Below are 23,914 nucleotides of genomic sequence, written 5' to 3'. Positions count from 1 at the left end.
GGCCGTCAATGCACCGGCGCGCCCCCACAGTTCAAGAAGGCATCCGCGATCCCGCGCAAAAGCGCCTCGTAAAGGTCGGGGCCTTGCGGCAGGGCGTTGCCTTCGGTGTCGACCAGGCCCAGCTTGACATCGTGGCCTTCGGCGACGGTCCGCGAGAGCGCATCGCTTTGTGTGGGCTCGCGCAGGATACAAGCGATATCGCCCCGGGCCATCCGCGCGCGGATCTGCGCCAGATGCGCGGCGCTCGGCGCGCCCGCCGCCGCATCCGTCAGCGTGCCCGCAATCGTCAGGCCGAAGCGACGCGCGAACGGCCCGTAAGCGTCATGCTGGACCAGCAGCGCACGGTCGCGGATCGGCGTCAGCAGATCCTGCAACTGCGTCGTCAGGGCCGCCAGCTGCGCCCGCCCGCGCAGAGCATTGTCGCGGTAGAGCGTCGCGTTATCGGGATCGGCCGTCGACAGCGTCGCCGCGATTCGGTCCAGCCAATCGGCCGCGACCACGGGGTCGAGCCAGGAATGCGGGTCCAACGGCACATCCGACGCCTCGTCGCGCAAGAGCGGCAGCACCACGGCGGTGCCGTCCTTGGCCGCGATCACCGCCTTGAGCTGCGGCAGCAGGCCGGGGCCGGTCCAGACGATCACATCGGCGCCGCCCAGCAAGCGGGCGCCGCTGGGGCGCAGCTGAAAATCATGCGGATCGGCCCCCTTGTCCAGCAGCAGCCCGACGGAGGTGTCGCTGCCATGCGTGATCTGCGACACGAGCGAATGCACCGCCGGGATATCGGTCGCGACGGACAAAGGCGCGGCGCGCAGCGGAAGCGCGCCCAGCGCCAGAAAGAGGGGCAGCAGGTATCTGAGGTAAAAGACCACGGCGAATGCTCCGGGTTCGGCGGCGGGGCTGCGCGGTGCGACTGGCTCATGCGCGCCCGCGGCGGCCCTTGCGGCGGTGGGTGGATCGGTTGACTGTCGCGCTATGTAATACTATTACATCCTCAGATCCTGCAAGGCTGAAATTCCCATGCGCCCGACCAATACCGCCGCCCCGCCTGCCCCCGCTCCCGGCTCTTCCGGCCCCGGCCCGTCCGCCCCACGCTCCGCCGCCGATCGGCGTGCGGGAGCGGCTGCGACGGGCACCGCATCGAAGCCGCCGAACGCCTTTCGCGATCACGATCATCGTGCCTGCTGTGACGCGGTGATGGCGCAGGCGAAACTGCGGGCGGATGCGGGCCTGCGCCTGACCCCGGTGCGCCGACGCGTCCTCGAAATCCTGCTGGAATCACACCGGGCGATGGGGGCTTACGACATTCTGAACCGCCTGGTGGCGGATGGGTACGGCGCGCAACCGCCGGTGGCCTATCGGGCGCTGGATTATCTGGTCGCGCAGGGGCTGGTGCACCGTATCAGGCGGCTCAACGCCTTTGCAGCCTGCATGATGCCCGACCGCGACCACACACCCGCCTTCCTGATCTGCGACGACTGCCGCATCGTGGCCGAAGCGCCTGCCACACCGGCCCGCCAGGCGCTCGACGCCGCAGCGGGCGCGGTGGGTTTTGAACTCGGGCGCATCAACCTGGAGGCCACGGGCCTCTGCCAGAACTGCCGGGCGGCCAAGACATGAGCCTGATTTCCGCGCAGCGCATCAGCGTGTCGCACAACCGCCAGCCGGTGCTGGAGGATGTCGATTTCAGCATCGAGCCGGGCGAGATCGTCACCCTGGTCGGCCCCAACGGGTCGGGAAAGTCGACGTTTCTGCGCGCCATGATCGGCGCCATCGCCCCCGATCGCGGGCATATCCAGCGCCGGGCGGGGCTGCGCATCGGCTATGTGCCGCAGCGCCTGCAACTGGGACCGAACCTGCCGCTGACCGTGCGCCGCTTTCTGGACCTGCCCGCGCGCGCCGCCGCCGATGCCGTCTCGGCCACCCTGCACCGTGTCGGCGCCGCAGGGCTTGAACAACGCCAGATGACCCGGCTTTCGGGCGGGCAGTTCCAGCGCGTGCTGCTGGCGCGCGCGCTGCTGTCGTGCCCCGACATCCTGATCCTGGATGAGCCGACGCAAGGCCTGGATCAACCCGGCATCGCCTCCTTCTATCAACTGCTGGGCGAGGTGCGCCGCGATCAGGGCTGCGCGGTCCTGCTGGTCAGCCACGATCTGCATGTGGTCATGAGCGCCTCCGACAGGGTGATCTGCCTCAACGGTCACATCTGCTGCGAAGGCACGCCGACGGTCGTGTCGAACGCGCCGGAATACCGCGCGCTCTTCGGGCTTGGCACCGGCGGCGCGCTGGCGCTTTATCAACATGAACACGACCATCATCACCACCACGAGGGACACCACGACGGGCACCACGACCACCCCCACGACCACCCCCATCGCCACGACGGACACCACCACCCCGAGGGTGACGACGAACGCGGGGGCACGCATCGCCGGTCGCAAGGCGCCGAACACGCGCCCGCGGCCGATCACCAAGAGGGCGCGAAATGATCTTTGACGCCTTCTTGCTGCGCGCGCTGCTGGCTGGGATCGGCGTCGCGCTGGCGGCCGGGCCGCTGGGCTGTTTCGTGATCTGGCGCCGCATGGCCTATTTCGGTGACGCCACCGCGCATGCGGCGATCCTGGGCGTGGCCTTCGCGCTGGCGCTGTCGCTGCCCGTGCTGCTGGGAAGCCTGATCGTCACCCTGGCGATGGCGGTCGCGGTCGTCGCACTGGCCCGCGGCGGGCAAAGCCTGGACAGCGCGCTCGGCGTGCTGTCGCATGGTGCGCTGGCGGTCGGGCTGGTGGCGGTGTCGTTTCTGGCGGGGCCGCGGATCGACCTTCAGGCGTTTTTATTCGGCGACATCCTGGCGGTCGGCTGGTCCGATGTCTGGGTGATCTGGGGCGGCGCGCTGGCGGTTCTCGCCCTCCTGGCGTGGCGCTGGCGGGCCTTGCTGACCGCGACGCTGAACGCGGATCTGGCCGTGGCCTCCGGCCTGCGACCGGGCCGCGAGCGGCTGATCCTGGCGCTGGCGCTGGCGGTCGTGGTGACGGTGGCGATCAAGGTGGTGGGGGCGTTGCTGATCGGCTCGATGCTGCTGATCCCCTCGGCCACCGCGCGCCCGCTGTCGCGCACGCCCGAACGCATGGCGGTGCTGGCCGTCGCGGTCGGCTGCATCTCGGCGGTTGCAGGGCTCTGGGGATCGTTCACCTTCGACACGCCCGCGGGCCCCAGCATCGTGACCGCCGCTGCGATCCTGTTCGCGCTGTCGTTGGCAGCGCCCGCCGAATAGGCCATCAGGCCGCGCGGCGCGCGTCGTAATAGAGGCCGACGACATGCTCGGCCTGCGCAAAGAACAGCCAGCGCGACACGAAGACGCCCGCCAGATGCGAAAGCACCGCCAGCGCGGCCAGAACATGCGTGGCCGGGAACAGCAGCAGCAATACCGCGGGCAGCAGATACCCCAGCCCCAGCGCGATCCAGCGCAGCTTGCGATCGTGCTTGCGGCCCAGGATGAACACCATCTCGTCCAGCAGATAGTTTCCGCCGGTGTGCGGCGGCTCCCACTGCCGGACCCGACCCAGGCCACCCAGCCCGGTCGCGGTACCGATGCTCGACCCCGACCGCCCGAAGCGCGCGTCGCCATCGGCCCAGCCCAGCCATTGCCCCAGCGCCAGCGCCAGCAGCAGCAGGGCCACCGACAGCGCATGACCCGACAAAAGCGCCCCGCCCGCCAGCGCATGCGCCAGATAGAGCACCGGCGTCGACCAGTGGTTCCAGCGCGGCACGGTCCGCATCTGCGCATAAATCATCGAGGTCGCGAAAACGGTCGCCACCGCCCCCGCCGCGCCCAGCAGGCCCAATGGCCACCAATAGGCACCCCAAAACACCTGCCCGGCCGCAAAGATGGTCATGACCCCCAGCGTCAGGACCGACAGCCAGGCTTCCCGGCTCAGCCAGCTGCTGCGCCACTGCGTGAAGGCCAGCAGCCCGCGCTGCGGATTGCCCAGATGAAAGGCCGAGGACAGCAGCCCGCCCCCCGCCAGCCCGAAGGCGATCGCATAGAACACGAAGGCAACCCAGCCCGTGGTCGCGGGCAGGCCCAGTCCCAGAAAGAACAGCAGGCCGAAGCCCAGCCCCGACAGGGTGGTGAAGATGATGATGGAAGGTGCGGGATGCATCAGAGTTTCTCCAGCGCGCGATCGAGCCAGCCCAGAAACCCCTTGGGTTCCGCCACCGGACGCAGCAAGGGGGCCAGCACGTCGATATCGCCTTCCGCGTCCTGCTTGGGGCGCGGCGGCAGGTATTTGTTGACGGGTTTCGTGCCCTGCTCGGGCATCAGGTCCATGCCGCCGCGATCGGCCACCAGCCGCGACACGTCGCTGTCGGGATCGCCCAGATCGCCGAAATGACGCGCGCCCGCGGGGCAGGTGCGCACGCAGGCGGGTTCGCGGTCCACCTCGGGCAGGTTTTCGTTGTAGATGCGGTCGACGCAGAGCGTGCATTTCTTCATCACCCCCGCCGCGCGATCCATTTCCCGCGCACCGTAGGGGCACGCCCAGGCGCACAGCCCGCAGCCGATGCAGGCGTCCTCGTTCACCAGCACGATACCGTCCTCGACCCGTTTGTAGCTGGCGCCCGTGGGGCAGACGGTGACGCAGGGCGCGTCCTCGCAATGCAGGCAGGACTTGGGAAAATGCGCGACCTGCGCCGACTGGCCCTCGCGCTCGATCTCGTAGCTGTGCACCCTGTTCAGGAAACTGCCCTGCGGCGCCGCGCCATAGGCATCCTGATCCGACAGCGGCGCGCCGTATCCTTGCGTGTTCCATCCCTTGCAGGCCACCACGCAAGCATGACACCCCACGCAGGTGTCGAGATCGATGACCAGGCCCAGCTTCTTTTCGGTCCGTTCCGGCAGTTGCGTCACGTCAGATCCTCATTGTCGTGAAAATATCCCCGCCGAAGGCGGAAATCCTTTCGTCCACTCAGCGCTTTTCACCCAGGCGTACCTCATCCGGGCCGACCCCCACGGGCGAGGCCTGGGACCCCGTCTCGGGCCTTGCGCGCGCATCTTCGGGGGCGGGCACCTTCTCGATGCGCACGCGCAGATCGAACCAGGCCGCCTGCCCCGTCACCGGGTCCGAGTTCGACCAGCGCATCCCGTCGCCCCTGGGCGGCAGCAGATCGCCGATGAGGTGGTTCATCAGGAAACCCTTCGTCACCTCGGGGGCGTCCTTGTCGAGCGCCCAGGCGCCCTTGCGCTTGCCGATGGCGTTCCAGGTCCAGACCGTGTGATCGTTGAGCGCCTCCATCCGCACCACCGGCACGATGATCGCCCCGTTGGGCGAGGTCAGCCGCGCCCAGTCGCCTTCGGCGAAGCCGTGTTCGCGCCAGATCTTTCCGGGCACGTAGAGCGGGTTGCGGCCGTGGATCTGGCGCAACCAGGCGTTCTGACTGCCCCAGCTGTGATACATCGCCATCGGGCGCTGGGTCAGCGCGTGCAGGGGATAGCTCTCCTCGACACCCGCGCCCACGGCACTCTCTTCCAGCGGGGGATACCAGATCGGCATCGGGTCCATCGCCTGATCCAGCCGGTCGCGCAGATGCGCGGGCGGTTGCCGGTCGCCATGACCGCGCGCGGCCAGCCGAAAGCGCGCCATCGGCTCGACATAGAGGTTGAACAGATAGGGCTGCGGCGCGTCGAAGATGCCGCGCGCCACGGCCCAGTCCTGATAGCCCTTGTTCCACGGCTTGTAGTACAGCGCCTCTTCGGGAATGTGGTCGATCCAGAAGCCGCCGTTGTCGATATAGCGTTGCAGCTGGTCGGGGTTCGGCGCGCCGCGGCCGCGGCCCTCGCCGTCTTCGCCGCGCCAGCCCGCCAGCGGACCGACGCCGGGGCGGCGTTCGTGGTTGACGATGTAATCGGCATAGTCGGCAAAGGCGGGGCTGCCGTCCTCCTCGACGAAACCCGGCAGGCCCAGCCGCGCGCCCAGATCGATCAGCACCGACTGGAAACCGCGCACGCCCTCGTGGCCGGGGCGGTCGGGCGGGCTGACGGGCCAGCGGATCGCATCGGCGGCGGCGTCGGCCTCGCAGATCGGGCGGTCGAGCAGAGAGATGCAGTCGTGCCGTTCCAGATAGGTGGTATCGGGCAGGATCAGATCGGCATAGGCGACCATTTCCGAGCTGTAGGCGTCGGAATAGATGATCCGGGGGATGACATATTCACCGTCGTCGTCCTTGTCGGTCAGCATCTGCATGACCTGCGACGTGTTCATCGACGAATTCCACGCCATGTTCGCCATATACATGAACAGCGTGTCGATGCGGTAGGGATCGCCCGCGTGTGCATTGGAAATCACCATATGCATCATGCCATGCGCCGACAGCGGGTTTTCCCATGAAAACGCCTTGTCGATGCGCAGCGGGGCTCCGTCCCCGGTCAGCGCCAGATGTTCCGGCCCGCGCGGAAAGCCCAGATGCGGGCCGGGCAGCGGCCGACCGGGGGTGGCGTCGGCATGGGGCACCGGATGGGCCGAAACCGGCTTGGGATAGGGCGGCTTGAACCGGAAGCCCCCCGGCACCTCGACCGAGCCCAGCAGGATCTGCAACACATGCAGCGCCCGGCAGGTCTGAAACCCGTTGGAATGGGCCGAGATGCCGCGCATCGCGTGAAAGCTGACGGGCCGTCCGGTCATCTTTTCGTGCCGCTGGCCGCGAAAGTCGGTCCAGGGCTGGTCGATGGTGATCTCTTCCTCGAAGGCCACGCGCGCCAGCTCCGCCGCGATGCGCCGGATGCGCGCGGCGGGCACGCCACAGCGCTCGGCCACGGCCTCGGGGGCGTAATCGTCGGAAAGATAGCGTTCGGCCATCAGCTGGAACACCGGGCGGTAAAGCTTGCCGTCCGCGCGATGTTCGGCGGCGAGGTCGGGCTTGACTCCCGGCGTGTCGAAGGCCACGGGCGCGCCGCCCTTGCGGTCCAGCAACAGCGGCTTGCCGTCGCCGTCGCGCAGGAACAACCCCTCCTCGGGGCTGCCGGGATCGCAATTCACCAGCAGCGGCGCGTCGGTGTAGCGCGTCAGATAGCCCAGATCGACCTTGCCCGCCGCAACCAGCGTGTGGATCAGCGCCAGGATGAACAGCCCGTCGGTACCCGGCGTGATGCCGACCCATTCGTCGGCGATGGCATTATAGCCGGACCGCACCGGGTTCACCCCGATCACCTTGGCGCCGCGTTCCTTGAGCCGCCCCAGACCCATCTTGATCGGGTTGCTGTCGTGATCCTCGGCCACGCCGAAGATCATGAAGAGCTTCGTGCGCTCCCAGTCGGGCTGGCCGAATTCCCAGAAGGCGCCGCCCATCGTGTAGATGCCCGCCGCCGCCATGTTGACCGAACAGAACCCCCCGTGCGCCGCATAGTTCGGCGTGCCGAATTGCTGCGCCCACCAGCCGGTGAAGCTTTGGCTTTGATCGCGGCCGGTGAAGAAGGCGAGCTTTTCGGGCGCGGTCTCACGCAGGGGGGCCAGCCAGTCGGTGGCGGTCTGCATCGCCTCTTCCCAGGTGATTTCCTCGAATTCGCCCGACCCGCGGGGGCCCACACGTTTTAGCGGCGCGCGCAGGCGGGCGGGCGACAGGTGCTGCAGGATGCCCGCGCTGCCCTTGGCACAAAGCACGCCGCGGTTGACCGGGTGGTCGCGGTTGCCCTCGATATAGGCGACGCGTTTCTTGCCGTCGGGACCGTCCTTCATGTGGACGTTGATGCCGCAGCGGCAGGCGCACATGTAGCAGGTCGTCTTGCGGACCTCGTCCGAGACGGGGGGCGATGTGTCGAACTCGGGCTGATCGAGGCTCATGCAAACTCCGGCAGGTTGGGAACGGACGCGGTCGGATCGGTATCGAAGGGGGCGTGGGTCGTCGGGACGGGCGCTGCGAAACGCAGGACCGCGGAACAAGGCCCCGGCGGACAATGGATGGGAAAACTGAAAACTGGACAAGGCATCTGGCGCGACATTATTCCCTCTGGAGGCAAGTGCAAGGAACGTCTGTCCAGAATTCCCGCGTCCGGGCGAACGCCCCACCCGGGGGCTTGACCTGCGCCGCGTTCAAGGGCCCAACTTCCGCCAGGACGGAGGACCGCGTGACACCGATTGAAACAGCGATGGAAGCGGCGCGAAAGCGGCCGGGCAGGCTTGTCATGCCGGAGACGGACGATCCCCGGATCGCAGCCGCCGCCGCGCGGATGCACGCCGAGGGTCTGGCCCGCGCCGTACCGCTGGCGCCCCTGTGCGATGCGCATGTCGCCGCGCTGCGCGCCAATCGCCCCATGCGGGTCGAACGGGCGCGACGGCTGCTGGAAAAGCCGCTGATCCGTGCCGCGGCCATGGTCGCCTGCGGCGAGGCCGACGCGATGGTCGCCGGCATCGCCGCCCCCACCCGCCGCGTGATCGAGGCCGCGTTGCTGGGCGTCGGGCTGGCGGAGGGGATCGCGCTGCCCTCGTCCTTCTTTCTGATGCTGATGCCTGACGGGCGTGCGCTGATCCTGGCCGATTGCGCCGCGGTGCCGGACCCCGACGCAGAGGCGCTGTCGGCCATCGCGCGGGCCTCGGCGGCGTCCTGCGCCGCGCTGATCGGCCCCCCGCGCGTGGCGATGCTGTCGTATTCGACGCTGAATTCGGGCGCCGGGCCGCCGGTCGACAAGATGCGCCGGGCAACCGCATTGGCGCGCGCGGCGGGGGTGGATGCCATCGGCCCCATCCAGGCGGACGCCGCGCTGAATCCGGCCATCGCGGCGGCCAAGGGCGTGGCGTTGGATGGCCCCGCGAATGTGCTGGTGTTTCCCGACCTCGACGCGGGCAACATCGGATACAAGCTGCTGCAGGAGCTGGCGGGCGCACAGGCGATCGGCCCGTTCCTGCAAGGGTTCCGCCGCCCCGTCTGCGATCTGAGCCGCGGCGCGCGGGTGGAGGACATCGTCGCGGCAAGCGTGGTGACGCTGGCGATGGCGGCGCAACCGGCGGCGTAGCAAGCGACCGAGCCTCCGGGGGCACCATCGACACCGCGACCGGGGGCACATCCCGTCACGCAACCGGGGGCACATCGGCAGGCGCGATCGCTGCGCGTCATGCCGCGGCCTCGGCATCCATCAGCCGCAGCACCTCGCCCGCGATGGTGCGTTCTTCGCGGGCGGGAACCGCATGGATCGCGACGCGGGACCGCGCGTCGTGCAGCCGCAGGGCGTTCTCGCCGTTCGCCCCTTCGTCCAGGGACGCGCCCAGCCAGTCCAGCCCCTCGACGATACGCGCGCGGATCGGGGCCGCATGTTCGCCGATGCCGCCGGTGAAGACGATGGCATCCACCCCCCGCATCGCCGCCACCAGCGATCCGGCATGGCGCAGCGACCAGTAGCAGAAATGCGCAACCGCGAAGCGCGCGGCGGAGCTGTCTTCGGCCAGCAGACGGCGCATGTCGGTGGTGCCGCCCGACAGCCCCATCAACCCGCTGCGATTGTTGAGCATCCTGCGGGTTTCCGCGATGCCGTGATCCTCGGCCAGTTGCAGCACCGCATTGGCGTCGATGGAGCCGGGGCGCGTGCCCATGGTCAGTCCTTCCAACGGCGAATACCCCATCGTGGTGGCAACAGAGAGCCCGTCGACGATGGCGCACAGGCTGGCGCCATTGCCCAGATGCATCGCCAGCAGACGCCGGGGCAACGGCGCGCCGGTCAGATCGGGCAGCGCCTCGACCAGCCCCGCATAGCTGATCCCGTGGAACCCGTAGCGCCGGATGCCCTTGGCCGCGACGACGTCGGGAACGGCGTAGCGCGTGGCGACCGGCGGGTTGGTGCTGTGAAAGGCGGTATCGAAACAGGCGAATTGCGGCAGCCCGGGCACCAGCGTCGCCAACGCCCTGATCGCGGCTAGGTTATGGGGGTTGTGCAAGGGCGCCAGACGCGCACAGGCCGCGATTTCCGCATCCACCTGCGGGGTGATGCGCACCGGGCCGCTCAGCGTGGCGCCGCCGTGCACCACCCGGTGCCCCGCGGCGTCAAGCCTGGCCGCGTCGTAGCCGCGCGCGGCCAGCGCGGAAAGGATCGCGCCCAGCGCCGCGGCGTGGTGGGGCAGCGGCGCGCGGTCGTGGGTGTCACCGACGCTCAGCGTTGCCTGCGGGCCGCCGATTTCTTCGGCCATGCCGGCGAGCAGCTTGCGCGCGGCACCGTCGAACACCGCGAACTTGATCGACGAGGACCCCGCGTTGAGCACGAGAATGCGTCTTTCGGGCTGCGGATCATCCAATTGTCGTTCTCCCGATCAGTAACAAAGCACCGTGTCGGCCTCTGCCGCATAGGCGACCAGCCGGTCCGGCAGACAGAATTCGGCCGGGTGACCATCGAGCAGCGTGGCATCATAGCCGCGCGCCTGACTGGATCTGGCCGATACGCTGAACTGCCCGCCCGCCTGCGCGAAACGCGCCACATGCTCGGCCAGGCGGCCCGTCCCCGGCCCCTCCAGCGCGGCGAGGGTGGCAGGGGCCAGCAGATGCACGCCGTCGCCTGCCAGAAAGATGCGCGTCTCATGGCCTTCCTGCGCGGCCGTCGCGGCGATCAGGCAGCCCGGCGTCGCCTTGTTGGGATCGGCCGGGCCGGTGTGGATATGGATCAAAAAGCGCGCCATCGGCTCCTCTTTCGCTCACGGGCATCGCTCAGGGGGGCCGCCAGGCTGCGAGCCTCTGCCCCCGCGCCGGCACCGATCGGAGTCGGCTGACCCCGATGGATGCCGCGACCGGGCGCGCGCCCCGCGGCAGTCCGTTCCGCCCCGTTCCGCGCCGGGTGGACGGGCGGAACATCGGCGCGCGGCTGGTCGGCTCAGACGCCCTGCTGCGGGCGCATGTCGGCCGCGTCGATGCCTGCCACCGCGACCGGCGCCTTCATCGCATCCCGGCGGAAAGGCTCGCCCAGTTCCTGATTCAGAACAACCTCGATGAAGGTGGTCTTGCCCGCCTTCTGGTCCTTGATCGCCTGGTCCAGCGCGGCGGTCAGATCCTCCATCGTGGTGACCTGCACGCCTTCCAGCCCGCAGGCACGGGCGATCCCGGCGTAGGTCACATCGAGATCGAGTTCCGTTCCGACGAAGTTGTCGGCATACCAGAGCGTCGTGTTGCGCTTTTCCGCCCCCCACTGGTAATTGCGGAAGATAATCATGGTGATCGCGGGCCATTCGTTGCGCCCGATGGCCGTCATCTCGTTCATCGAGATCCCGAAGGCGCCGTCCCCGGCAAAACCCACGACCGGCACATCCGGCTGCGCGATCTTGGCGCCCATGATCGAGGGCAGGCCATAGCCGCAGGGACCGAACAGGCCCGGCGCCAGGTATTTGCGCCCTTCCTCAAAGCTGGGATAGGCGTTGCCGATGGCGCAGTTGTTGCCGATGTCGGAGCTGATGATCGCCTCTTTCGGCAGCGCCGCCTGAATCGCACGCCAGGCCATGCGCGGGCTCATACGGTCGGGATGGGCGTCGCGCGCGCGCTCGTTCCAGGTGGTGCCCGGATCGTCCTCCTCATGATCCATCGAGGTCAGCTGCTGCGCCCAGGCGGATTTGGTATCCGCGATCAGCGCGCGGCGTTCGTCGCGGCCGGTGTCGCCGGCGCCGTCCGCCAGCTTTTCCAGCAGACTTTCGGCCACCTTCTTCGCATCGCCCACGATACCCACAGTGACCTTCTTGGTCAGGCCGATGCGGTCGGGGTTGATATCGACCTGGATGATCTTGGCGTCCTTGGGCCAATAGTCGATGCCATAGCCCGGCAGGGTGGAAAACGGGTTCAGACGTGTGCCAAGGCACAGCACCACATCGGCCTTCGAGATCAGCTCCATCGCCGCCTTGGATCCGTTGTAGCCCAAGGGCCCCACCGCCAGAGGGTGGGAGCCGGGAAACGCGTCGTTGTGCTGATAGCCGCAGGCGGCGGGCGCATCCAGCCGCTCGGCCAGCTTGACGGCAGCGGGGATCGCGCCCGCCAGCACCACGCCCGCGCCGTTCAGGATGACGGGGAACCTGGCGCTCGACAACAATTCGGCCGCCCGGGCGATCGCGTCCGCCCCGCCTGCGGGACGCTCGAATTCCACGATCGCGGGCAGGTCGATGTCGATAATCTGGGTCCAGAAATCGCGCGGCACGTTGATCTGCGCGGGCGCCGAGGCACGCTTGGCCTGCAAGATCACCCGGTTCAGCACCTCGGCGATGCGGGTGGGGTCGCGCACCTCTTCCTGATAGGCGACCATATCCTCGAACAGCTTCATCTGCTCGACCTCCTGAAAGCCGCCCTGGCCGATGGTCTTGTTGGCCGCCTGCGGCGTGACCAGCAGCAGCGGCGTGTGATTCCAGTAGGCGGTCTTGACCGGCGTGACGAAGTTGGTGATGCCCGGCCCGTTCTGGGCGATCATCATGCTCATCTTGCCCGAGGCGCGGGTGAAGCCGTCGGCCATCATCCCCGCGTTGCATTCATGTGCGCAATCCCAGAAGGTGATGCCCGCCTTGGGAAACGGGTCGCTGACCGGCATCATGGCCGATCCGATGATGCCGAACGCGTGTTCGATCCCGTGCATTTGCAGCGTTTTGACGAAAGCTTCTTCGGTGTTCATCTTCATCGGAGTTCTGTCCTCTCGGGGCGTACGCGCGTGAATCGGGCCTGCGCGGCCCTGCGTCGCGCGTGGCGCGCGGATTGCATGTTCCGCGCCACGATAGGCCCGGATCGAACGCAATCTTAGGGCCAGAGGTCAGCACCAGATAGGTCCAGACCGCTCGGATAAGATCACACTGTCCGGCCCGAAACGAAAAGCCCCCCGCGGAACGGGGGGCGGCACATCGATCGTGCACTTGCGCATGGGGAACAGGGTCAGCCCCCTGCCCCGCGATACCAGGCGACGATTTTCCGGCGCTCGGCCTCTTCCATGAAGCTCAGGTTGGCGGGGGGCATCGCGTGGCTCAGCCCTGCCTGCATATAGATCGCACCCGCCTGCCGCGCGACCTGTTCGGGCGTTTCCAGCCGCACCCCCTTGGGTGCCCAGAGGATTCCCTCGTAGACGGGCTCCTTCGCGTGGCACATCGCACAGCGTCCGGTCACGATATCGCTCACCTCCCCGAAGCCGTCGGCCTGGGCGAAGACCAGCGCCTCGCCGCGCAGCTCGGCCGTCTGGGCACGCTGGAACATCGGCGCGGTGGACAGCCAGGCGATGACGATGAACAGGATGACCGTGACGGCCCAGGTCCAGGTGGGATTGCCCTTTCGCGCATGGACGCTGTTGAAGTAATGCCGGATCGTCACCCCCATCAGGAACACCAGGCTGGCGATGACCCAGTTGTAGGCGCTGGAAAACGCCAGCGGATAGTGGTTCGACAGCATCAGGAAGATCACCGGCAGCGTCAGATAGTTGTTATGCGTGCTGCGCTGCTTGGCGATCTTGCCGTATTTCGGGTCGGGCTTGCGGCCTTCCTGCAAGTCCTTCACCACGATGCGCTGGTTGGGCATGATGACGGCAAAGACGTTGGCCGACATGATCGTCGCGGTGAACGCCCCCAGATGCAGCAGCGCGGCGCGGCCGGAAAACACCTGGGTATAGCCCCAGGCCATGCCCACCAGGATCACATAGAGCAGGATCATCAGCCGCGTGTTGTCATCGCCGAACTTCGACTTGCAGATGAAGTCATAGACCAGCCAGCCGAAGCCCAGCGAGGCCACGGAAATCAGCGCCGCCTGCCAGACCGGAATATCCAGCACCGCCGGATCGACCAGATAGAGCTCTCCGCCCAGGTAATAGACCAGGAACAGCAGCGCGAAGCCCGACAGCCAGGTCGCGTAGCTTTCCCATTTGAACCAGACCAGATGGTCGGGCATCCCCGCGGGGGCCACCAGATATTTCTGGATGTGGTAAAAGCCGCCGCCGTGAACCTGCCATTCCTCACCATCCGCGCCCGAGGCCAGGTCGCGGTCGCGGTGCAGGCCCAGATCCAGCGCGATGAAATAGAAGGACGATCCGATCCAGGCGATCGCGGTGATCACATGGGTCCAGCGCACGGCGAATTGCAGCCATGCCTCCAATACTGCCAGATCGAACATTGCGGGCCTCCCCTCGCTGTGCCTGCCGCAATCTATACAGGCTTGCAGCTTTCTGTTAATTCCATATTAATCCAATCAGTTTCAAATAATTTTTGATAATCGCCGATGGCCTACATCAACAACATCCGAATGTTCGTGCGGGTCTATGAACTGGGCAACATGTCCGCCGCCGCGCGCGATCTACGGGTGTCGGCGGCCGTCGCCTCCTCGCGCATAGGGGAGCTCGAGCGTCACCTGGGCATCCGCCTTTTCGCGCGCACCACGCGCTCGATCCAGCCGACGGAACAGGGGCGGATCTTTTATCAGGGCGCGCAGAAGATCCTGGATGCGCTGGAGGATGCCGAAGCGGCCGTACATGAGGTCACGCTGAACCCGCGCGGCTCCATCTTCGTGTCGGCGCCGCTGGGGGTCGGGCGTTATTTCATCGCGCCGCAGCTGCCCGTGTTCAAAGCGAGCTATCCCGACATCCATGTGCGCCTGCGCCTGTCGGACCGCAAACTGGACCTGACCGGGGAAGGGCTGGACCTATCGTTTCACGTGGGCAAGCTGGTCGATTCGGACATGCGTGTGCGCGGCATCGCCGAATGCCCCCGCGTGCTGGCCGCCGCCCCCGCCTATGTCGCGCGGCGCGGGATGCCGCTCACCGGGAAATCCCTGTTAGAGGAGGCGCATGACTGCCTGTTGCTGCGCTTTCCCGGGTCGCCCGAGTTCCGCTGGACCTTGCAGACGTCGGAAGGCCAGCAGAGTTTCGATGTGGATGGGCCCTTCGCTTCGGACGACGGGCAGGTGCTGATCGACTGGGCGCTGGCCGGTCACGGCATCATCCTGAAGCCGGTTTTCGAGATCGCGGATCATCTGGCCCGCGGCGATCTGGTCCCGGTCTGCATCGCGGAACCGCCGGAACCGGTTTCACTGGCCTGCCTGTTCCCGCACAAACGCTACCAGGATCCGAAGATCCGGCTGTTCATCGATTTCATGTCCGCCCAGATCAAGGAGGATCTGCGCGAACGCGAGGGGCTGTATCAGCTGCCCCGATATGTCGAGTAGCCGTAGGGCGACAGCAGCAGCGGCACGTGGAAATGCGCGGCCTCGTTCATCACGAAGCGGATCGGGATCAGGTCCAGAAACACGCCCGCATCCGCCGTCATCCCGGTGTCGCGCATGTAATCGCCCGCGTGGAATACCAGCTCATAGCTGCCCGGGCTGAATTCGTCCTGCGGCAGGATCGGGCTGTCGGTACGCCCGTCGGCGTTGGTTTGCATGCTGCGCAGGGGCGTACGCCGAGTGTCGGCGTCGATGTGCAGCAGATCGATTCGCATTCCCGCCGCAGGGACGCCGCGCGCCGTGTCCAGAACATGTGTCGTAAGATAGCCGCTCATCCGTTCATCCCCCGCGTGTGACATTTGTTGCCCGAAAATCTTGTTTCCTATTCTGCCCTTGGCCGGAAGGATTCGACAGGCGAAAAGACTTTCAAATTTTTTGTGAAAATAATTCCCTTTGTTCTGAAATATACGAAGTCCATCGCGAAGGAGGAACCGTTGAACCGCTATCCCCGTGACATGAGAGGCTATGGCCCCACGCCCCCCGATCCCCAATGGCCAGGCGGTGCGCGCATCGCCGTGCAATTCGTGATCAACTACGAGGAGGGCGGAGAGAACAACATCCTGCACGGCGACGCCGCATCCGAGGCGTTCCTGTCCGAAATCGTCGGCGCCGCGCCCTGGCCCGGGCAGCGCCACTGGAACATGGAATCGATATACGAATACGGCGCGCGGGCCGGATTCTGGCGCCTGCACCGGCTGTTCACCGCCGCGCAGATCCCGGTCACCGTCTACGGCGTGGCCACGGCACTGGCGCGGTCGCCCGAGCAGACGGCCGCGATGCAGGCGGCGAAGTGGGAAATCGCCAGCCACGGGCTGAAATGGATCGAGTACAAGGATTATTCCAGGGAGGCCGAGCGCGCCGACATGCAGGCAGCGATCGCGCTGCATCGGGAGGTCACGGGCGAACGCCCGCGTGGCTGGTACACAGGCCGGTGTTCGGCCAACACCCAGGCCCTCGTCGCCGAAGAGGGCGGTTTCGACTATGTGGCGGACAGCTATGCCGACGACCTGCCCTATTGGGTCCGCGAAGGCGATCACGACCAGCTGGTCGTTCCCTATACGCTGGATTGCAACGACATGCGGTTCGCCACGCCACAGGGGTTCAATTCCGGCGATCAGTTCTACAGCTATCTCAAGGACAGTTTCGACGCGCTTTATGAAGAAGGCGTGAATGGACAGGCGAAAATGCTGTCCGTCGGCCTGCATTGCCGGCTGATCGGACGACCCGGCCGTATCCAGGCGCTGAAACGCTTTGTCGAATATGCGCAATCGCATGAGGCTGTGTGGTTCGCGCGGCGCATCGACATCGCCCGCCACTGGCGCCGGACCCATCCGGCGCGCGCGCACGCCGACATGCCGTCGCGGATGGATCGCGCGGATTTCGTCGCGGCCTTCGGCGGCATCTACGAGCATTCCGCCTGGATCGCGGAACGCGCCTTTGAGCAGGAGCTCGGGCCCGCGCATGACACGGCCGAGGGTTTGCACAATGCCCTGGCCCGCGTCTTTCGCCGCGCGTCGCCGCAGGAACGGCTGGGCGTGCTGACCGCCCACCCCGATCTGGCGGGCAAGCTGGCCGCGGCCAAATGGCTGACGGCCTCCTCCACGGCGGAGCAGGCCTCCGCGGGGCTCGATTCGCTGACCGATGCCGAACGCACGGAGTTCACCGCGATGAATGACGCCTATACCGAGAAATTCGGCTTTCCCTTCATCATCGCCGTGCGTGACAACACCAAGACCTCGATCGCCGCCGCGTTCCGCGCGCGGTTGCAAAACAGCCGCGATGAGGAATTCGCCACCGCCTGCGGCCAGGTGGAACGTATCGCCTGGCACCGGCTGAAGGATCTGTTGCGATGAGCGCGCAGGGCGATCCCCGCCTGCTGATCGCGCGCCCGCTGACGGCCGCCGATTTCGCCCCCTACGGCGACGTGCTGGACGCCTCGGGCGCGCCCGACAAGATCATCAATCAAGGGATGTGCGGCCGGTTCCACGACCGTGCCAAACTGGATTTCGACGCGGACGGCCGCGCGGGGATCAGCATTTTCCAGGCCGAACCGCGCGGCCTGCCGGTGTCGCTGGACATGGTGGAACGCCACCCGCTGGGCGCGCAGGCGTTTCTGCCGCTCAGCCGCGATCCGTTTCTGGTGATCGTCGCCCCCGACGAGGACGGCACGCCCGGCACGCCGCTGGCCTTCGTCACCGCGCCGGGACAGGGCGTGAACTATCACCGCAACACCTGGCACGGGGTGCTGGCACCGCTGCACGCGCCCGGCCAATTCGCCGTGGTCGACCGCATCGGCGCGGGCGAAAACCTGCAGGAATTCCATTTCGCGGCGCCCTTCTGCGTGGCGCTTCACCCGGATGACACAAGAGGCGCGCTCAAGCGTCCGTAATTCTCATATCAAAAACCGACAGGGGATACTTGAAATGACCGACGCGTCCATAGGAACACCGGATCAGCTGCGCGATCCGAATTACACGCCGCCGCTGGCCAGGGCGGTCCCGCTGGGAATTCAGCATGTGCTGGCCATGTTCGTGTCGAATGTCACCCCGGCCATCATCATCGCCGGGGCGGCGGGCTTCGGCTTTGGCTCCAACTCGCCGGATTTCCCGGAACTGATCTACATGATCCAGATGTCGATGTTCTTTGCCGGGGTCGCCACGCTGATCCAGACGGTGGGCTTCGGGCCGGTGGGCGCGAAACTGCCCATCGTACAGGGCACGTCCTTCGCCTTTCTGCCGATCATGATCCCGCTGGTCGCGGGCAAGGGGGTCGATGCGATGGCGGCCGTGATGGGCGGTGTGATGGTGGGCGGGCTGTTCCACGCCCTTCTCGGCACGTTCATCGGCAAGATCCGCTTTGCGCTGCCGCCGCTCGTCACCGGGCTGGTGGTCACGATGATCGGCCTGGCGCTGGTCAAGGTCGGGATCCAGTATTCCGCGGGCGGCGTTCCGGCGATCGGCACGCCGGAATACGGCTCCGCGCTGAACTGGAGCGTCGCGGGCGTCGTGCTGGTCGTCACGCTGGCGCTGAAATTCTTCACCCGCGGGATGCTGTCGATTTCCGCCGTTCTGCTTGGGCTGCTGGCAGGATATGTCGTGGCCTTCGCGCTGGGCATGGTGAATTTCGACAACGTCGCGCGGGCCGCGAGTTTCTCCGTGCCCGATCCGTTCCACTTCGGGGTCGAGTTTTCCGCCGCGGCGATCATCGGATTTTGCCTGATGGCGTTCGTCAGCGCGATCGAGACCGTGGGCGATGTCAGCGGCATCACCAAGGGCGGCGCAGGCCGGGAGGCCACGAACGCCGAAATCACCGGCGCCACCTATGCCGACGGTCTGGGCACGGCCCTGGCCGGTGTCTTCGGCGCGCTGCCCAACACCTCGTTCAGCCAGAACGTCGGGCTGATCGCCATGACCGGCGTGATGAGCCGCCACGTCGTGACCATCGGCGCGTTGTTCCTGATCGTGTCGGGGCTGGTGCCCAAGGTGGGGGCGATCATCTCCACCGTGCCGATCGAAGTGCTGGGCGGCGGCGTGATCGTGATGTTCGGCATGGTGGTGGCGGCCGGCGTTTCCATGCTGTCCGATGTGGAGTGGAACCGGCGCAACATGGTGATCTTCGCCGTCGCGCTGTCGCTGGGTCTGGGGCTGCAACTGGAACCGGGTGCATTGCAGCACCTGCCCGCCACGCTGCAGATCCTGGCGACCTCGGGCATCCTGCCGGCCGCGCTGATCGCCATCGTGCTCAACCTGATCCTGCCCGATGATCTGACGGCGGAATCCACCGAAGAGGTTTCCGGCGGCTTGGCAGGGCATCGCGGCGACGGACCGCTGCTGCCCCCCACAGCCAAGCAAAGCTGACGGCCGCAAGGCGCGCGGCCTGTCCGGCCGACGCGGGTGCCAAGTGGCCGCGAGGGCCCGCCGACCCGGGGTTGGCGGGCTTTTTCACGGGCGGAAGAGTTTCGCCTTCGGCGAGGATATTTCGACCATTTGGAAGCGTTGAGCAAAATCCGCGGCCAGCCCCGTCGGTGTCAGTCGGCCCGTGCCCCCATCAGGCGCGCGACGTCGAGCATCCGGTTCGAGAACCCCCATTCATTGTCGTACCAGCCGAACACGCGCGCCATGCCGCCCGCGGTCACGGCGGTTTCGCCCGTCTGCATGATGATGCTTTCGCCGCGCATGCGCATGTCGGTGGAGACGACAGGATCGTCGGTGCATCCGATGACGCCGCCCGCATCGCGGAATGCCGCGTTGAGACGCGGCACGTCCACCCGGGTCTTGGGCATGTAGGTCAGGTCGACGGCAGATACGCTGGCCGACGGCACGCGCACGGCGGAGCCTTCGATCCTGCCCGCCAGATCCGGCAGCACCAGATCGGTCAGCCGCGACGCGCTGGTCGAGGTGGGGACGATCGACAGGGCCGCCGCGCGCGACCGTGCCAGGTCGCCCGTGGGCAGATCGACGCTGGGCTGGCTGCCGGTATAGCAGTGGATCGTGGTCATGTAGCCGGTCTCGATCCCGGCGAGCGTGTCCAGCAGCCGCAGTAGCGGCGCCAGCGCGTTGGTGGTGCAGGAGGCGTTGGAGACGATCTTGTGACGCGCGCGCAACGCGGCATCGTTGACGCCCTTGACGAGGGTCAGGTCGGCCTGCGGCGCGGGGCCGGAGATCAGGACGCGTCCGGCCCCGGCCTGCAACAGCGCCTCCGCCACGGGGCGCTGCCCCGCCTTGCCCGTGCAATCCATCACCACGTCGATGCCCGACAGATCGAGCGCGGCGAGATTGCTTTCCCGGTGGAACGCGAAGCGGCGGTCATCCACCTGCAGCGCCTCCGGTGCCGCGGCGACGCGCCCGGGGTAAGGGCCGAAGACGCTGTCGTACTGGAGCAGGTAGCGGCAGGCATCAAGCGGCGCGATGTCGTTCAGCAGGACGATCTCGACCTCGGGCCAGAGGTTGCGCGTCAGCCAGGCGCGAAGGACCGACCGTCCGATGCGCCCGAACCCGTTGATCGCCACCTTGACCGTCATGCCGCGCCCTTTCTGAACCGCCTCGTTTTGCTAGGCCGTTCCGCGACCGGCCACAAGGCGATTTCGCCCCGGCCGGAATGCGGACAGGCCGCCGCGACGGGTATGTCGCAGCGGCCTTGGGGTCAGCGGGGGATCAGTCGGCCACCGGGGTGGCCCATGGCTGTGCCTTACTTCGGAAAGGTCGAGAGATAGGCGATGATCGCGTCGCGGTCCTTTTCCTTGCGCAGCCCGGTGAAGGACATCTTGGTGCCCTTCAGATGTTTGCGCGGCTTTTCGAGAAAGGCCGACAGTTCCTCGGGCGTCCAGACCAGGCCGCCCGCTGCGGCATCCTTGAGGGCGCTGGAATAGCGGAAATCCTCGATGTGGCCGGCGGGGGCGCCCACGACACCGTTCAGGACGGGGCCGGTGCGGTTCTTGGCGTTTTCACCGACCTGGTGACAGGCCTTGCACGTGCGGAACACCTTCTTGCCATCGGCGACCAGCTCGGGGTCCGGCGCGGCAGGGGCTGCTTCGGCCTTCTTCTCGGGCTCGGGGGCCGGGGCCTCCGAGGCGGGGGCGGCCGCGTCGCTGCCTGCCGCCGGAACGTCGACGCCTTCGCCCTGCGATGCGGGGGGAACCGCCGCGTCGGTTTCGGTCACGCCGGAATCCGCGTCCTTCGCCTTGGCGGCACGCGCCTCACGGGCGGCCGTGTCATCGGGCGTCACATCGACGACGGCGGCGCGCGCGGTGATCTTCACCTCGGGCTTGCAGTCGGTCATGCAGGCTTCTTCGCTGAACAGGCCCAGCTCGGTTTCGGGCCGGTCGTCGGGCTTGAACCCGTCCTCGTTCGGCAGCTTCACGGACGTGAAGTTCGCGTCGCTCAGCTCGAAATCATCGGGGACGAGGTCGTTGAGATAAAGCAGGTAGGCCGTGATCGCGTAGGTGTCGTCGGCGCTGAGCGACTGCGCGTTGCCGAAGGGCATCGCGCGATGCACGTAATCGAAGACGGTCGACAGGTAGGGCCAGTAGGACCCGACGGTCTTGACCGGGCGCGCGTCGGTGAGCGTCGACTTGCCCCCTGCCAGCACCGGCCAGCGGCCGCGGCCCTCGCCGAAGTCGCCGTGACAGACGGCGCAGGACTCGGTGAAGATCTCCTCACCCGTGGCGACGTCGCCCTTGCCCTTGGGCAGACCCATGCCGTCGGGCCGCACGTCGATGTCCCAGACGGCGATTTCGTCGGGGGTGGCTTCGCGGCCGAGCGAAAAGCCCGATTCGCCCTGATAGCCCGCGGGCAGGCTGATCTGGGTATCGGCGGACGCGTCCGCCCCCTGGTGCGATTCCGCGAAAACCGGGGATGCGGCGCCAATAAGTCCGATGAGGACGGCGGCCTTAGCTGACTTCGACATTTTCGGCCTCTCCTTTTTCATTGACGTGCCAGGTCTGGATTCCGTTGTTGTGATAGATCGAGTTGACGCCCCGGATTTCGCGCAGCGCCTTTTTGGTGGGCTGGACGTAACCTGTGGAATCATGGGCGCGGCTCTGCAGCAGCAGCGGCTTGCCGTCCCAGTCGAACTCGAAATAGAAGCGGTGCATCGACTTGGACAGGCTGGGGCCGGACATGCGGGCCTTGTGCCAGTTCTTGCCGCCATCCAGCGTGACATCGACGCGCGGGATGGTGCCACGGCCGGACCAGGCGATGCCGGTCAGCACGGTCTGCCCCTTGGTGTGGTTCAGCGGTGCCTGCGGGCTGGGGTTGGTGATGACGGATTTCGCATCCATTTCCCAGGTGAAGCGGCGTGCGGTGCCGCTATCCAGCAGGTCGGTGTATTTGCTGGTTTCCTCGCGCTGGTGCCAGGGCTTGTCGCCCACTTCGATGCGGCGCAGCCACTTGACCCACATGTTGCCTTCCCAGCCGGGAACGACCAGGCGCAGCGGATAGCCCTGCTCGGGGCGCAGCGCTTCGCCGTTCATCTTGAACGCGACGAGGCAGTCGTCGAGCGCCTTTTCCATCGGGACCGAACGCGTCATCGCCGAGGCGTCGGCGCCTTCGGGCAGCAGCCATTTGCCGTTGGGCTTCACGCCCGCCTCTTCCAGCAGCAGCCGCAGCGGGATGCCGGTGTACATCACGTTGTGGATCATGCCGTGGGTGAACTGACAGCCGTTCAGCTGGGCGCCGCGCCACTCCATGCCGCTGTTGGCGGCGCATTCCAGAAAGTAGACGTGGTTTTCACGGGGAAACCGCTTGAGGTCGTCCATCGTGAAGATCAGCGGCTTGTCGACAAGCCCGTTGATCATCAGCCGGTGCGCGGCGGGATCGATTTCCGCGACGCCCGCGTGGTGGCGTTCAAAGCACAGCCCGTTGGGCGTGATGATGCCGTCTAGCTCGTGGATCGGGGTGAAGTTGACCGAGGATACCGGATCGGCGGTCAGCCATTCGACGTTGCGACGACGCACGGATGATTCGAACGGCGACGGGGTGCCGTAAGGTGCGGCGTCGACGCCCGGACCCAGCTCCTGCATCCAGGGTTCGACCTTGATTTCCGCCGAACCGGCCGCGCCTGCGGCATTGGCCATACCGGCCGCGCCCAAGGCACCGCCAGCGGCCAGGCCGCTCTTAAGAAAACCGCGTCTGGTCGCGGTATTGCGTGATTCACGCCCCATAGTGGAGACCTCCCTCCTGCACATATATATTCATATTCACTTTAATGAATTTATCGTCGGCGTAAATGGAAAAATTGGATTTTCGTCCAGATCATGCACGCGGCGCGGCTTCCAGCGCGGCATGGTTGCCCGCATGGAAAAAGGGGCATGGGGCGTCTCGGACCGGCCGCGAAACGAAGACGGCGCGCCCGAGGGCGCGCCGCGTACTGCATCACGGATTGGTCAGCATGACCGAGTTGTTTGGCTCGATCTCCACCACGCCCTTGCGTTTGATGTAGTTCTCCACGACGTCCCAGATCGGCGGGCCTTCGGTGCCCTCGTTGACGCTGGCCCAACCGGAAACGACATAGGTTTTCGCCGGGTCGATGGGCTCATTGGACTTCAGCAGCGTCATGTTGCTGATCCGGTTGCCCTGCGGCAGGGACACATCGATCGTGTAGCCCATGCCGCCCACGCGCACCATGTCGCCGCCCTGCTGGTAATAGGGATCGGGGTTGAACAGGTTGTCGCCCACGTCCTCCAGCACGACTTTCAGGAACTCTCCCGTCATCTCCGTCCGATAGGCTTCGGGATAGTTCATCGCGGTGACGTTGTGCAGATCCTCGCGGGTGATCTCCTGGCCCGGCAGCAGGCTCGGCCCCCAGCGGAATCCCGGCGACAGCGCGATATCGGCCTCGCGCTCCTCGATCAGGGCGTTGCAGATCAGATCGTCCCAGGTGCCGTTGAAATTGCCGCGGCGGTACAGCGTGCTGTCGGTGGTGCCCAGCACCTCCTTCAGCTCGGCCTCATAGGGGGCGCGCTGCTCGTCGATCACCTTGGTCATGTCGGCGTCCGGCTCGATCACGTCGGAGAAGATCGGGATCAGCTTGTGGCGGAAGCCCATCATCTTGCCGTCGCGCACATCCAGATCGACGCGGCTGACGAATTTGCCGTTCGAGCCGGAGGCGATCAGGATCGTCTCGCCCACCAGCACCGGCTCGGGCAGCGCGTCATGGGTGTGGCCGGTCAGAATCACGTCGATGCCCGGCACCCCGCGGCCATCTGGCGATCCACGTCGAAGCCGTTGTG

20 protein-coding genes and 1 pseudogene are annotated in these 23,914 nt (G+C 66.8%); 8 read left to right on the top strand and 13 right to left on the bottom strand.

Annotation, left to right across the window (positions count from 1 at the left end; genetic code table 11):
* Positions 1–5 precede the first annotated feature (5 nt).
* Complete coding sequence (locus tag ACU0BR_RS10500; protein ID WP_446156787.1) at positions 6–869, bottom strand: zinc ABC transporter substrate-binding protein; 864 nt, start codon at positions 867–869, stop codon at positions 6–8.
* A gap of 325 nt (positions 870–1,194) precedes the next feature.
* Here ACU0BR_RS10500 and ACU0BR_RS10495 point away from each other — a divergent pair, with 325 nt between their 5' ends.
* The 3 genes from ACU0BR_RS10495 to ACU0BR_RS10485 are packed head-to-tail and all read left to right on the top strand — an operon-like array spanning position 1,195 to position 3,268.
* Positions 1,195–1,617, top strand: a complete 423-nt coding sequence (locus ACU0BR_RS10495) for a Fur family transcriptional regulator (protein ID WP_446156786.1) — start codon at positions 1,195–1,197, stop codon at positions 1,615–1,617.
* Complete coding sequence (locus tag ACU0BR_RS10490; RefSeq protein ID WP_446156785.1) at positions 1,614–2,486, top strand: ATP-binding cassette domain-containing protein; 873 nt, start codon at positions 1,614–1,616, stop codon at positions 2,484–2,486. Before ACU0BR_RS10495 ends, ACU0BR_RS10490 begins: the two co-directional genes overlap by 4 nt.
* Entirely contained in the window at positions 2,483–3,268 is a 786-nt protein-coding gene (locus tag ACU0BR_RS10485; protein ID WP_446156784.1) for a metal ABC transporter permease, read from the top strand. Before ACU0BR_RS10490 ends, ACU0BR_RS10485 begins: the two co-directional genes overlap by 4 nt.
* Positions 3,269–3,272: 4 nt before the next feature.
* Here ACU0BR_RS10485 and ACU0BR_RS10480 read toward each other — a convergent pair whose 3' ends face one another.
* From ACU0BR_RS10480 to ACU0BR_RS10470, 3 genes are read right to left on the bottom strand one after another with little or no spacing between them, the layout of a single operon-like run.
* Positions 3,273–4,157, bottom strand: a complete 885-nt coding sequence (locus ACU0BR_RS10480; protein WP_446156783.1) for a dimethyl sulfoxide reductase anchor subunit family protein — start codon at positions 4,155–4,157, stop codon at positions 3,273–3,275.
* Entirely contained in the window at positions 4,157–4,903 is a 747-nt protein-coding gene (locus tag ACU0BR_RS10475) for a 4Fe-4S dicluster domain-containing protein (protein ID WP_446156782.1), read from the bottom strand. The genes ACU0BR_RS10480 and ACU0BR_RS10475 overlap by 1 nt, the downstream gene beginning before the upstream one ends.
* A 58-nt stretch (positions 4,904–4,961) precedes the next feature.
* Positions 4,962–7,829 (bottom strand): molybdopterin oxidoreductase family protein, encoded by a 2,868-nt coding sequence (locus ACU0BR_RS10470; RefSeq protein ID WP_446156781.1) that lies wholly within the window; start codon positions 7,827–7,829, stop codon positions 4,962–4,964.
* A gap of 284 nt (positions 7,830–8,113) precedes the next feature.
* Between ACU0BR_RS10470 and ACU0BR_RS10465 the strand changes: the two genes are divergently transcribed.
* Positions 8,114–8,998, top strand: coding sequence for a phosphate acyltransferase (locus tag ACU0BR_RS10465; RefSeq protein WP_446156780.1), 885 nt, complete (start codon positions 8,114–8,116; stop codon positions 8,996–8,998).
* A 97-nt stretch (positions 8,999–9,095) separates the two neighbouring features.
* Here ACU0BR_RS10465 and ACU0BR_RS10460 read toward each other — a convergent pair whose 3' ends face one another.
* The 4 genes from ACU0BR_RS10460 to ACU0BR_RS10445 form a co-directional block, all read right to left on the bottom strand.
* On the bottom strand, positions 9,096–10,268 hold the full coding sequence (locus ACU0BR_RS10460) for an acetate/propionate family kinase (RefSeq protein WP_446156779.1): 1,173 nt from the start codon (positions 10,266–10,268) through the stop codon (positions 9,096–9,098).
* A 15-nt stretch (positions 10,269–10,283) separates the two neighbouring features.
* Positions 10,284–10,646, bottom strand: coding sequence for a DsrE family protein (locus ACU0BR_RS10455; RefSeq protein WP_446156778.1), 363 nt, complete (start codon positions 10,644–10,646; stop codon positions 10,284–10,286).
* 191 nt (positions 10,647–10,837) lie between these two features.
* Positions 10,838–12,613, bottom strand: a complete 1,776-nt coding sequence (gene xsc, locus ACU0BR_RS10450; RefSeq protein ID WP_446156777.1) for a sulfoacetaldehyde acetyltransferase — start codon at positions 12,611–12,613, stop codon at positions 10,838–10,840.
* A gap of 248 nt (positions 12,614–12,861) precedes the next feature.
* Positions 12,862–14,082 (bottom strand): urate hydroxylase PuuD, encoded by a 1,221-nt coding sequence (locus ACU0BR_RS10445; protein WP_446156776.1) that lies wholly within the window; start codon positions 14,080–14,082, stop codon positions 12,862–12,864.
* Positions 14,083–14,187: 105 nt separating this feature from the next.
* Between ACU0BR_RS10445 and ACU0BR_RS10440 the strand changes: the two genes are divergently transcribed.
* Positions 14,188–15,129: a LysR family transcriptional regulator gene (locus ACU0BR_RS10440; RefSeq protein WP_446156775.1), complete on the top strand. Its 942-nt coding sequence runs from the start codon at positions 14,188–14,190 to the stop codon at positions 15,127–15,129.
* Here ACU0BR_RS10440 and uraH read toward each other — a convergent pair.
* Complete coding sequence (gene uraH, locus ACU0BR_RS10435; protein ID WP_446156774.1) at positions 15,105–15,461, bottom strand: hydroxyisourate hydrolase; 357 nt, start codon at positions 15,459–15,461, stop codon at positions 15,105–15,107. The genes ACU0BR_RS10440 and uraH overlap by 25 nt on opposite strands.
* A gap of 159 nt (positions 15,462–15,620) precedes the next feature.
* On the opposite strand from uraH, the gene puuE reads away from it, so the two are divergent.
* Genes puuE through ACU0BR_RS10420 form a run of 3 tightly spaced genes read left to right on the top strand, consistent with a single transcriptional unit; the run spans position 15,621 to position 19,043 of the window.
* On the top strand, positions 15,621–17,039 hold the full coding sequence (puuE, locus tag ACU0BR_RS10430; RefSeq protein WP_446156773.1) for an allantoinase PuuE: 1,419 nt from the start codon (positions 15,621–15,623) through the stop codon (positions 17,037–17,039).
* Positions 17,036–17,575: an ureidoglycolate lyase gene (locus tag ACU0BR_RS10425; protein ID WP_446156772.1), complete on the top strand. Its 540-nt coding sequence runs from the start codon at positions 17,036–17,038 to the stop codon at positions 17,573–17,575. The genes puuE and ACU0BR_RS10425 overlap by 4 nt, the downstream gene beginning before the upstream one ends.
* 34 nt (positions 17,576–17,609) lie before the next feature.
* The gene (locus tag ACU0BR_RS10420; RefSeq protein ID WP_446156771.1) at positions 17,610–19,043 is read left to right on the top strand and encodes a uracil-xanthine permease family protein; all 1,434 of its coding nucleotides are present in this window, start codon (positions 17,610–17,612) and stop codon (positions 19,041–19,043) included.
* Between the two features lie 170 nt (positions 19,044–19,213).
* Here the strand turns inward: ACU0BR_RS10420 and ACU0BR_RS10415 are convergent, their stop codons facing one another.
* From ACU0BR_RS10415 to ACU0BR_RS10400, 4 genes and pseudogenes are all read right to left on the bottom strand, one after another.
* On the bottom strand, positions 19,214–20,206 hold the full coding sequence (locus tag ACU0BR_RS10415) for a type I glyceraldehyde-3-phosphate dehydrogenase (protein WP_446156770.1): 993 nt from the start codon (positions 20,204–20,206) through the stop codon (positions 19,214–19,216).
* A gap of 167 nt (positions 20,207–20,373) precedes the next feature.
* Positions 20,374–21,591, bottom strand: coding sequence for a c-type cytochrome (locus ACU0BR_RS10410; RefSeq protein ID WP_446156769.1), 1,218 nt, complete (start codon positions 21,589–21,591; stop codon positions 20,374–20,376).
* A complete protein-coding gene (gene soxC, locus ACU0BR_RS10405) occupies positions 21,575–22,846 on the bottom strand; it encodes a sulfite dehydrogenase (RefSeq protein ID WP_446156768.1) in 1,272 nt (423 codons plus the stop codon). The genes ACU0BR_RS10410 and soxC overlap by 17 nt, the downstream gene beginning before the upstream one ends.
* Before the next feature lie 211 nt (positions 22,847–23,057).
* A pseudogene (locus ACU0BR_RS10400) lies at positions 23,058–23,914 on the bottom strand (5'-nucleotidase C-terminal domain-containing protein); the annotation flags it as partial.

Source organism: Brevirhabdus sp. (assembly GCF_052826345.1).
This window is presented reverse-complemented; position numbering and strand designations above follow the sequence as displayed.

What these genes read in the sequence shown, in the direction of transcription:
- ACU0BR_RS10495 (WP_446156786.1), top strand. Translation starts at nt 1,195, where the DNA reads ATGGCGCAGGCGAAACTGCGGGCGGATGCGGGCCTGCGCCTGACCCCG.
- ACU0BR_RS10480 (WP_446156783.1), bottom strand. Translation starts at nt 4,157, where the DNA reads ATGCATCCCGCACCTTCCATCATCATCTTCACCACCCTGTCGGGGCTG.
- ACU0BR_RS10420 (WP_446156771.1), top strand. Translation starts at nt 17,610, where the DNA reads ATGACCGACGCGTCCATAGGAACACCGGATCAGCTGCGCGATCCGAAT.
- ACU0BR_RS10455 (WP_446156778.1), bottom strand. Translation starts at nt 10,646, where the DNA reads ATGGCGCGCTTTTTGATCCATATCCACACCGGCCCGGCCGATCCCAAC.
- ACU0BR_RS10485 (WP_446156784.1), top strand. Translation starts at nt 2,483, where the DNA reads ATGATCTTTGACGCCTTCTTGCTGCGCGCGCTGCTGGCTGGGATCGGC.
- ACU0BR_RS10470 (WP_446156781.1), bottom strand. Translation starts at nt 7,829, where the DNA reads ATGAGCCTCGATCAGCCCGAGTTCGACACATCGCCCCCCGTCTCGGAC.
- ACU0BR_RS10490 (WP_446156785.1), top strand. Translation starts at nt 1,614, where the DNA reads ATGAGCCTGATTTCCGCGCAGCGCATCAGCGTGTCGCACAACCGCCAG.
- ACU0BR_RS10425 (WP_446156772.1), top strand. Translation starts at nt 17,036, where the DNA reads ATGAGCGCGCAGGGCGATCCCCGCCTGCTGATCGCGCGCCCGCTGACG.
- soxC (WP_446156768.1), bottom strand. Translation starts at nt 22,846, where the DNA reads ATGGGGCGTGAATCACGCAATACCGCGACCAGACGCGGTTTTCTTAAG.
- uraH (WP_446156774.1), bottom strand. Translation starts at nt 15,461, where the DNA reads ATGAGCGGCTATCTTACGACACATGTTCTGGACACGGCGCGCGGCGTC.
- xsc (WP_446156777.1), bottom strand. Translation starts at nt 12,613, where the DNA reads ATGAAGATGAACACCGAAGAAGCTTTCGTCAAAACGCTGCAAATGCAC.
- ACU0BR_RS10415 (WP_446156770.1), bottom strand. Translation starts at nt 20,206, where the DNA reads ATGACGGTCAAGGTGGCGATCAACGGGTTCGGGCGCATCGGACGGTCG.
- ACU0BR_RS10445 (WP_446156776.1), bottom strand. Translation starts at nt 14,082, where the DNA reads ATGTTCGATCTGGCAGTATTGGAGGCATGGCTGCAATTCGCCGTGCGC.
- ACU0BR_RS10440 (WP_446156775.1), top strand. Translation starts at nt 14,188, where the DNA reads ATGGCCTACATCAACAACATCCGAATGTTCGTGCGGGTCTATGAACTG.
- ACU0BR_RS10410 (WP_446156769.1), bottom strand. Translation starts at nt 21,591, where the DNA reads ATGTCGAAGTCAGCTAAGGCCGCCGTCCTCATCGGACTTATTGGCGCC.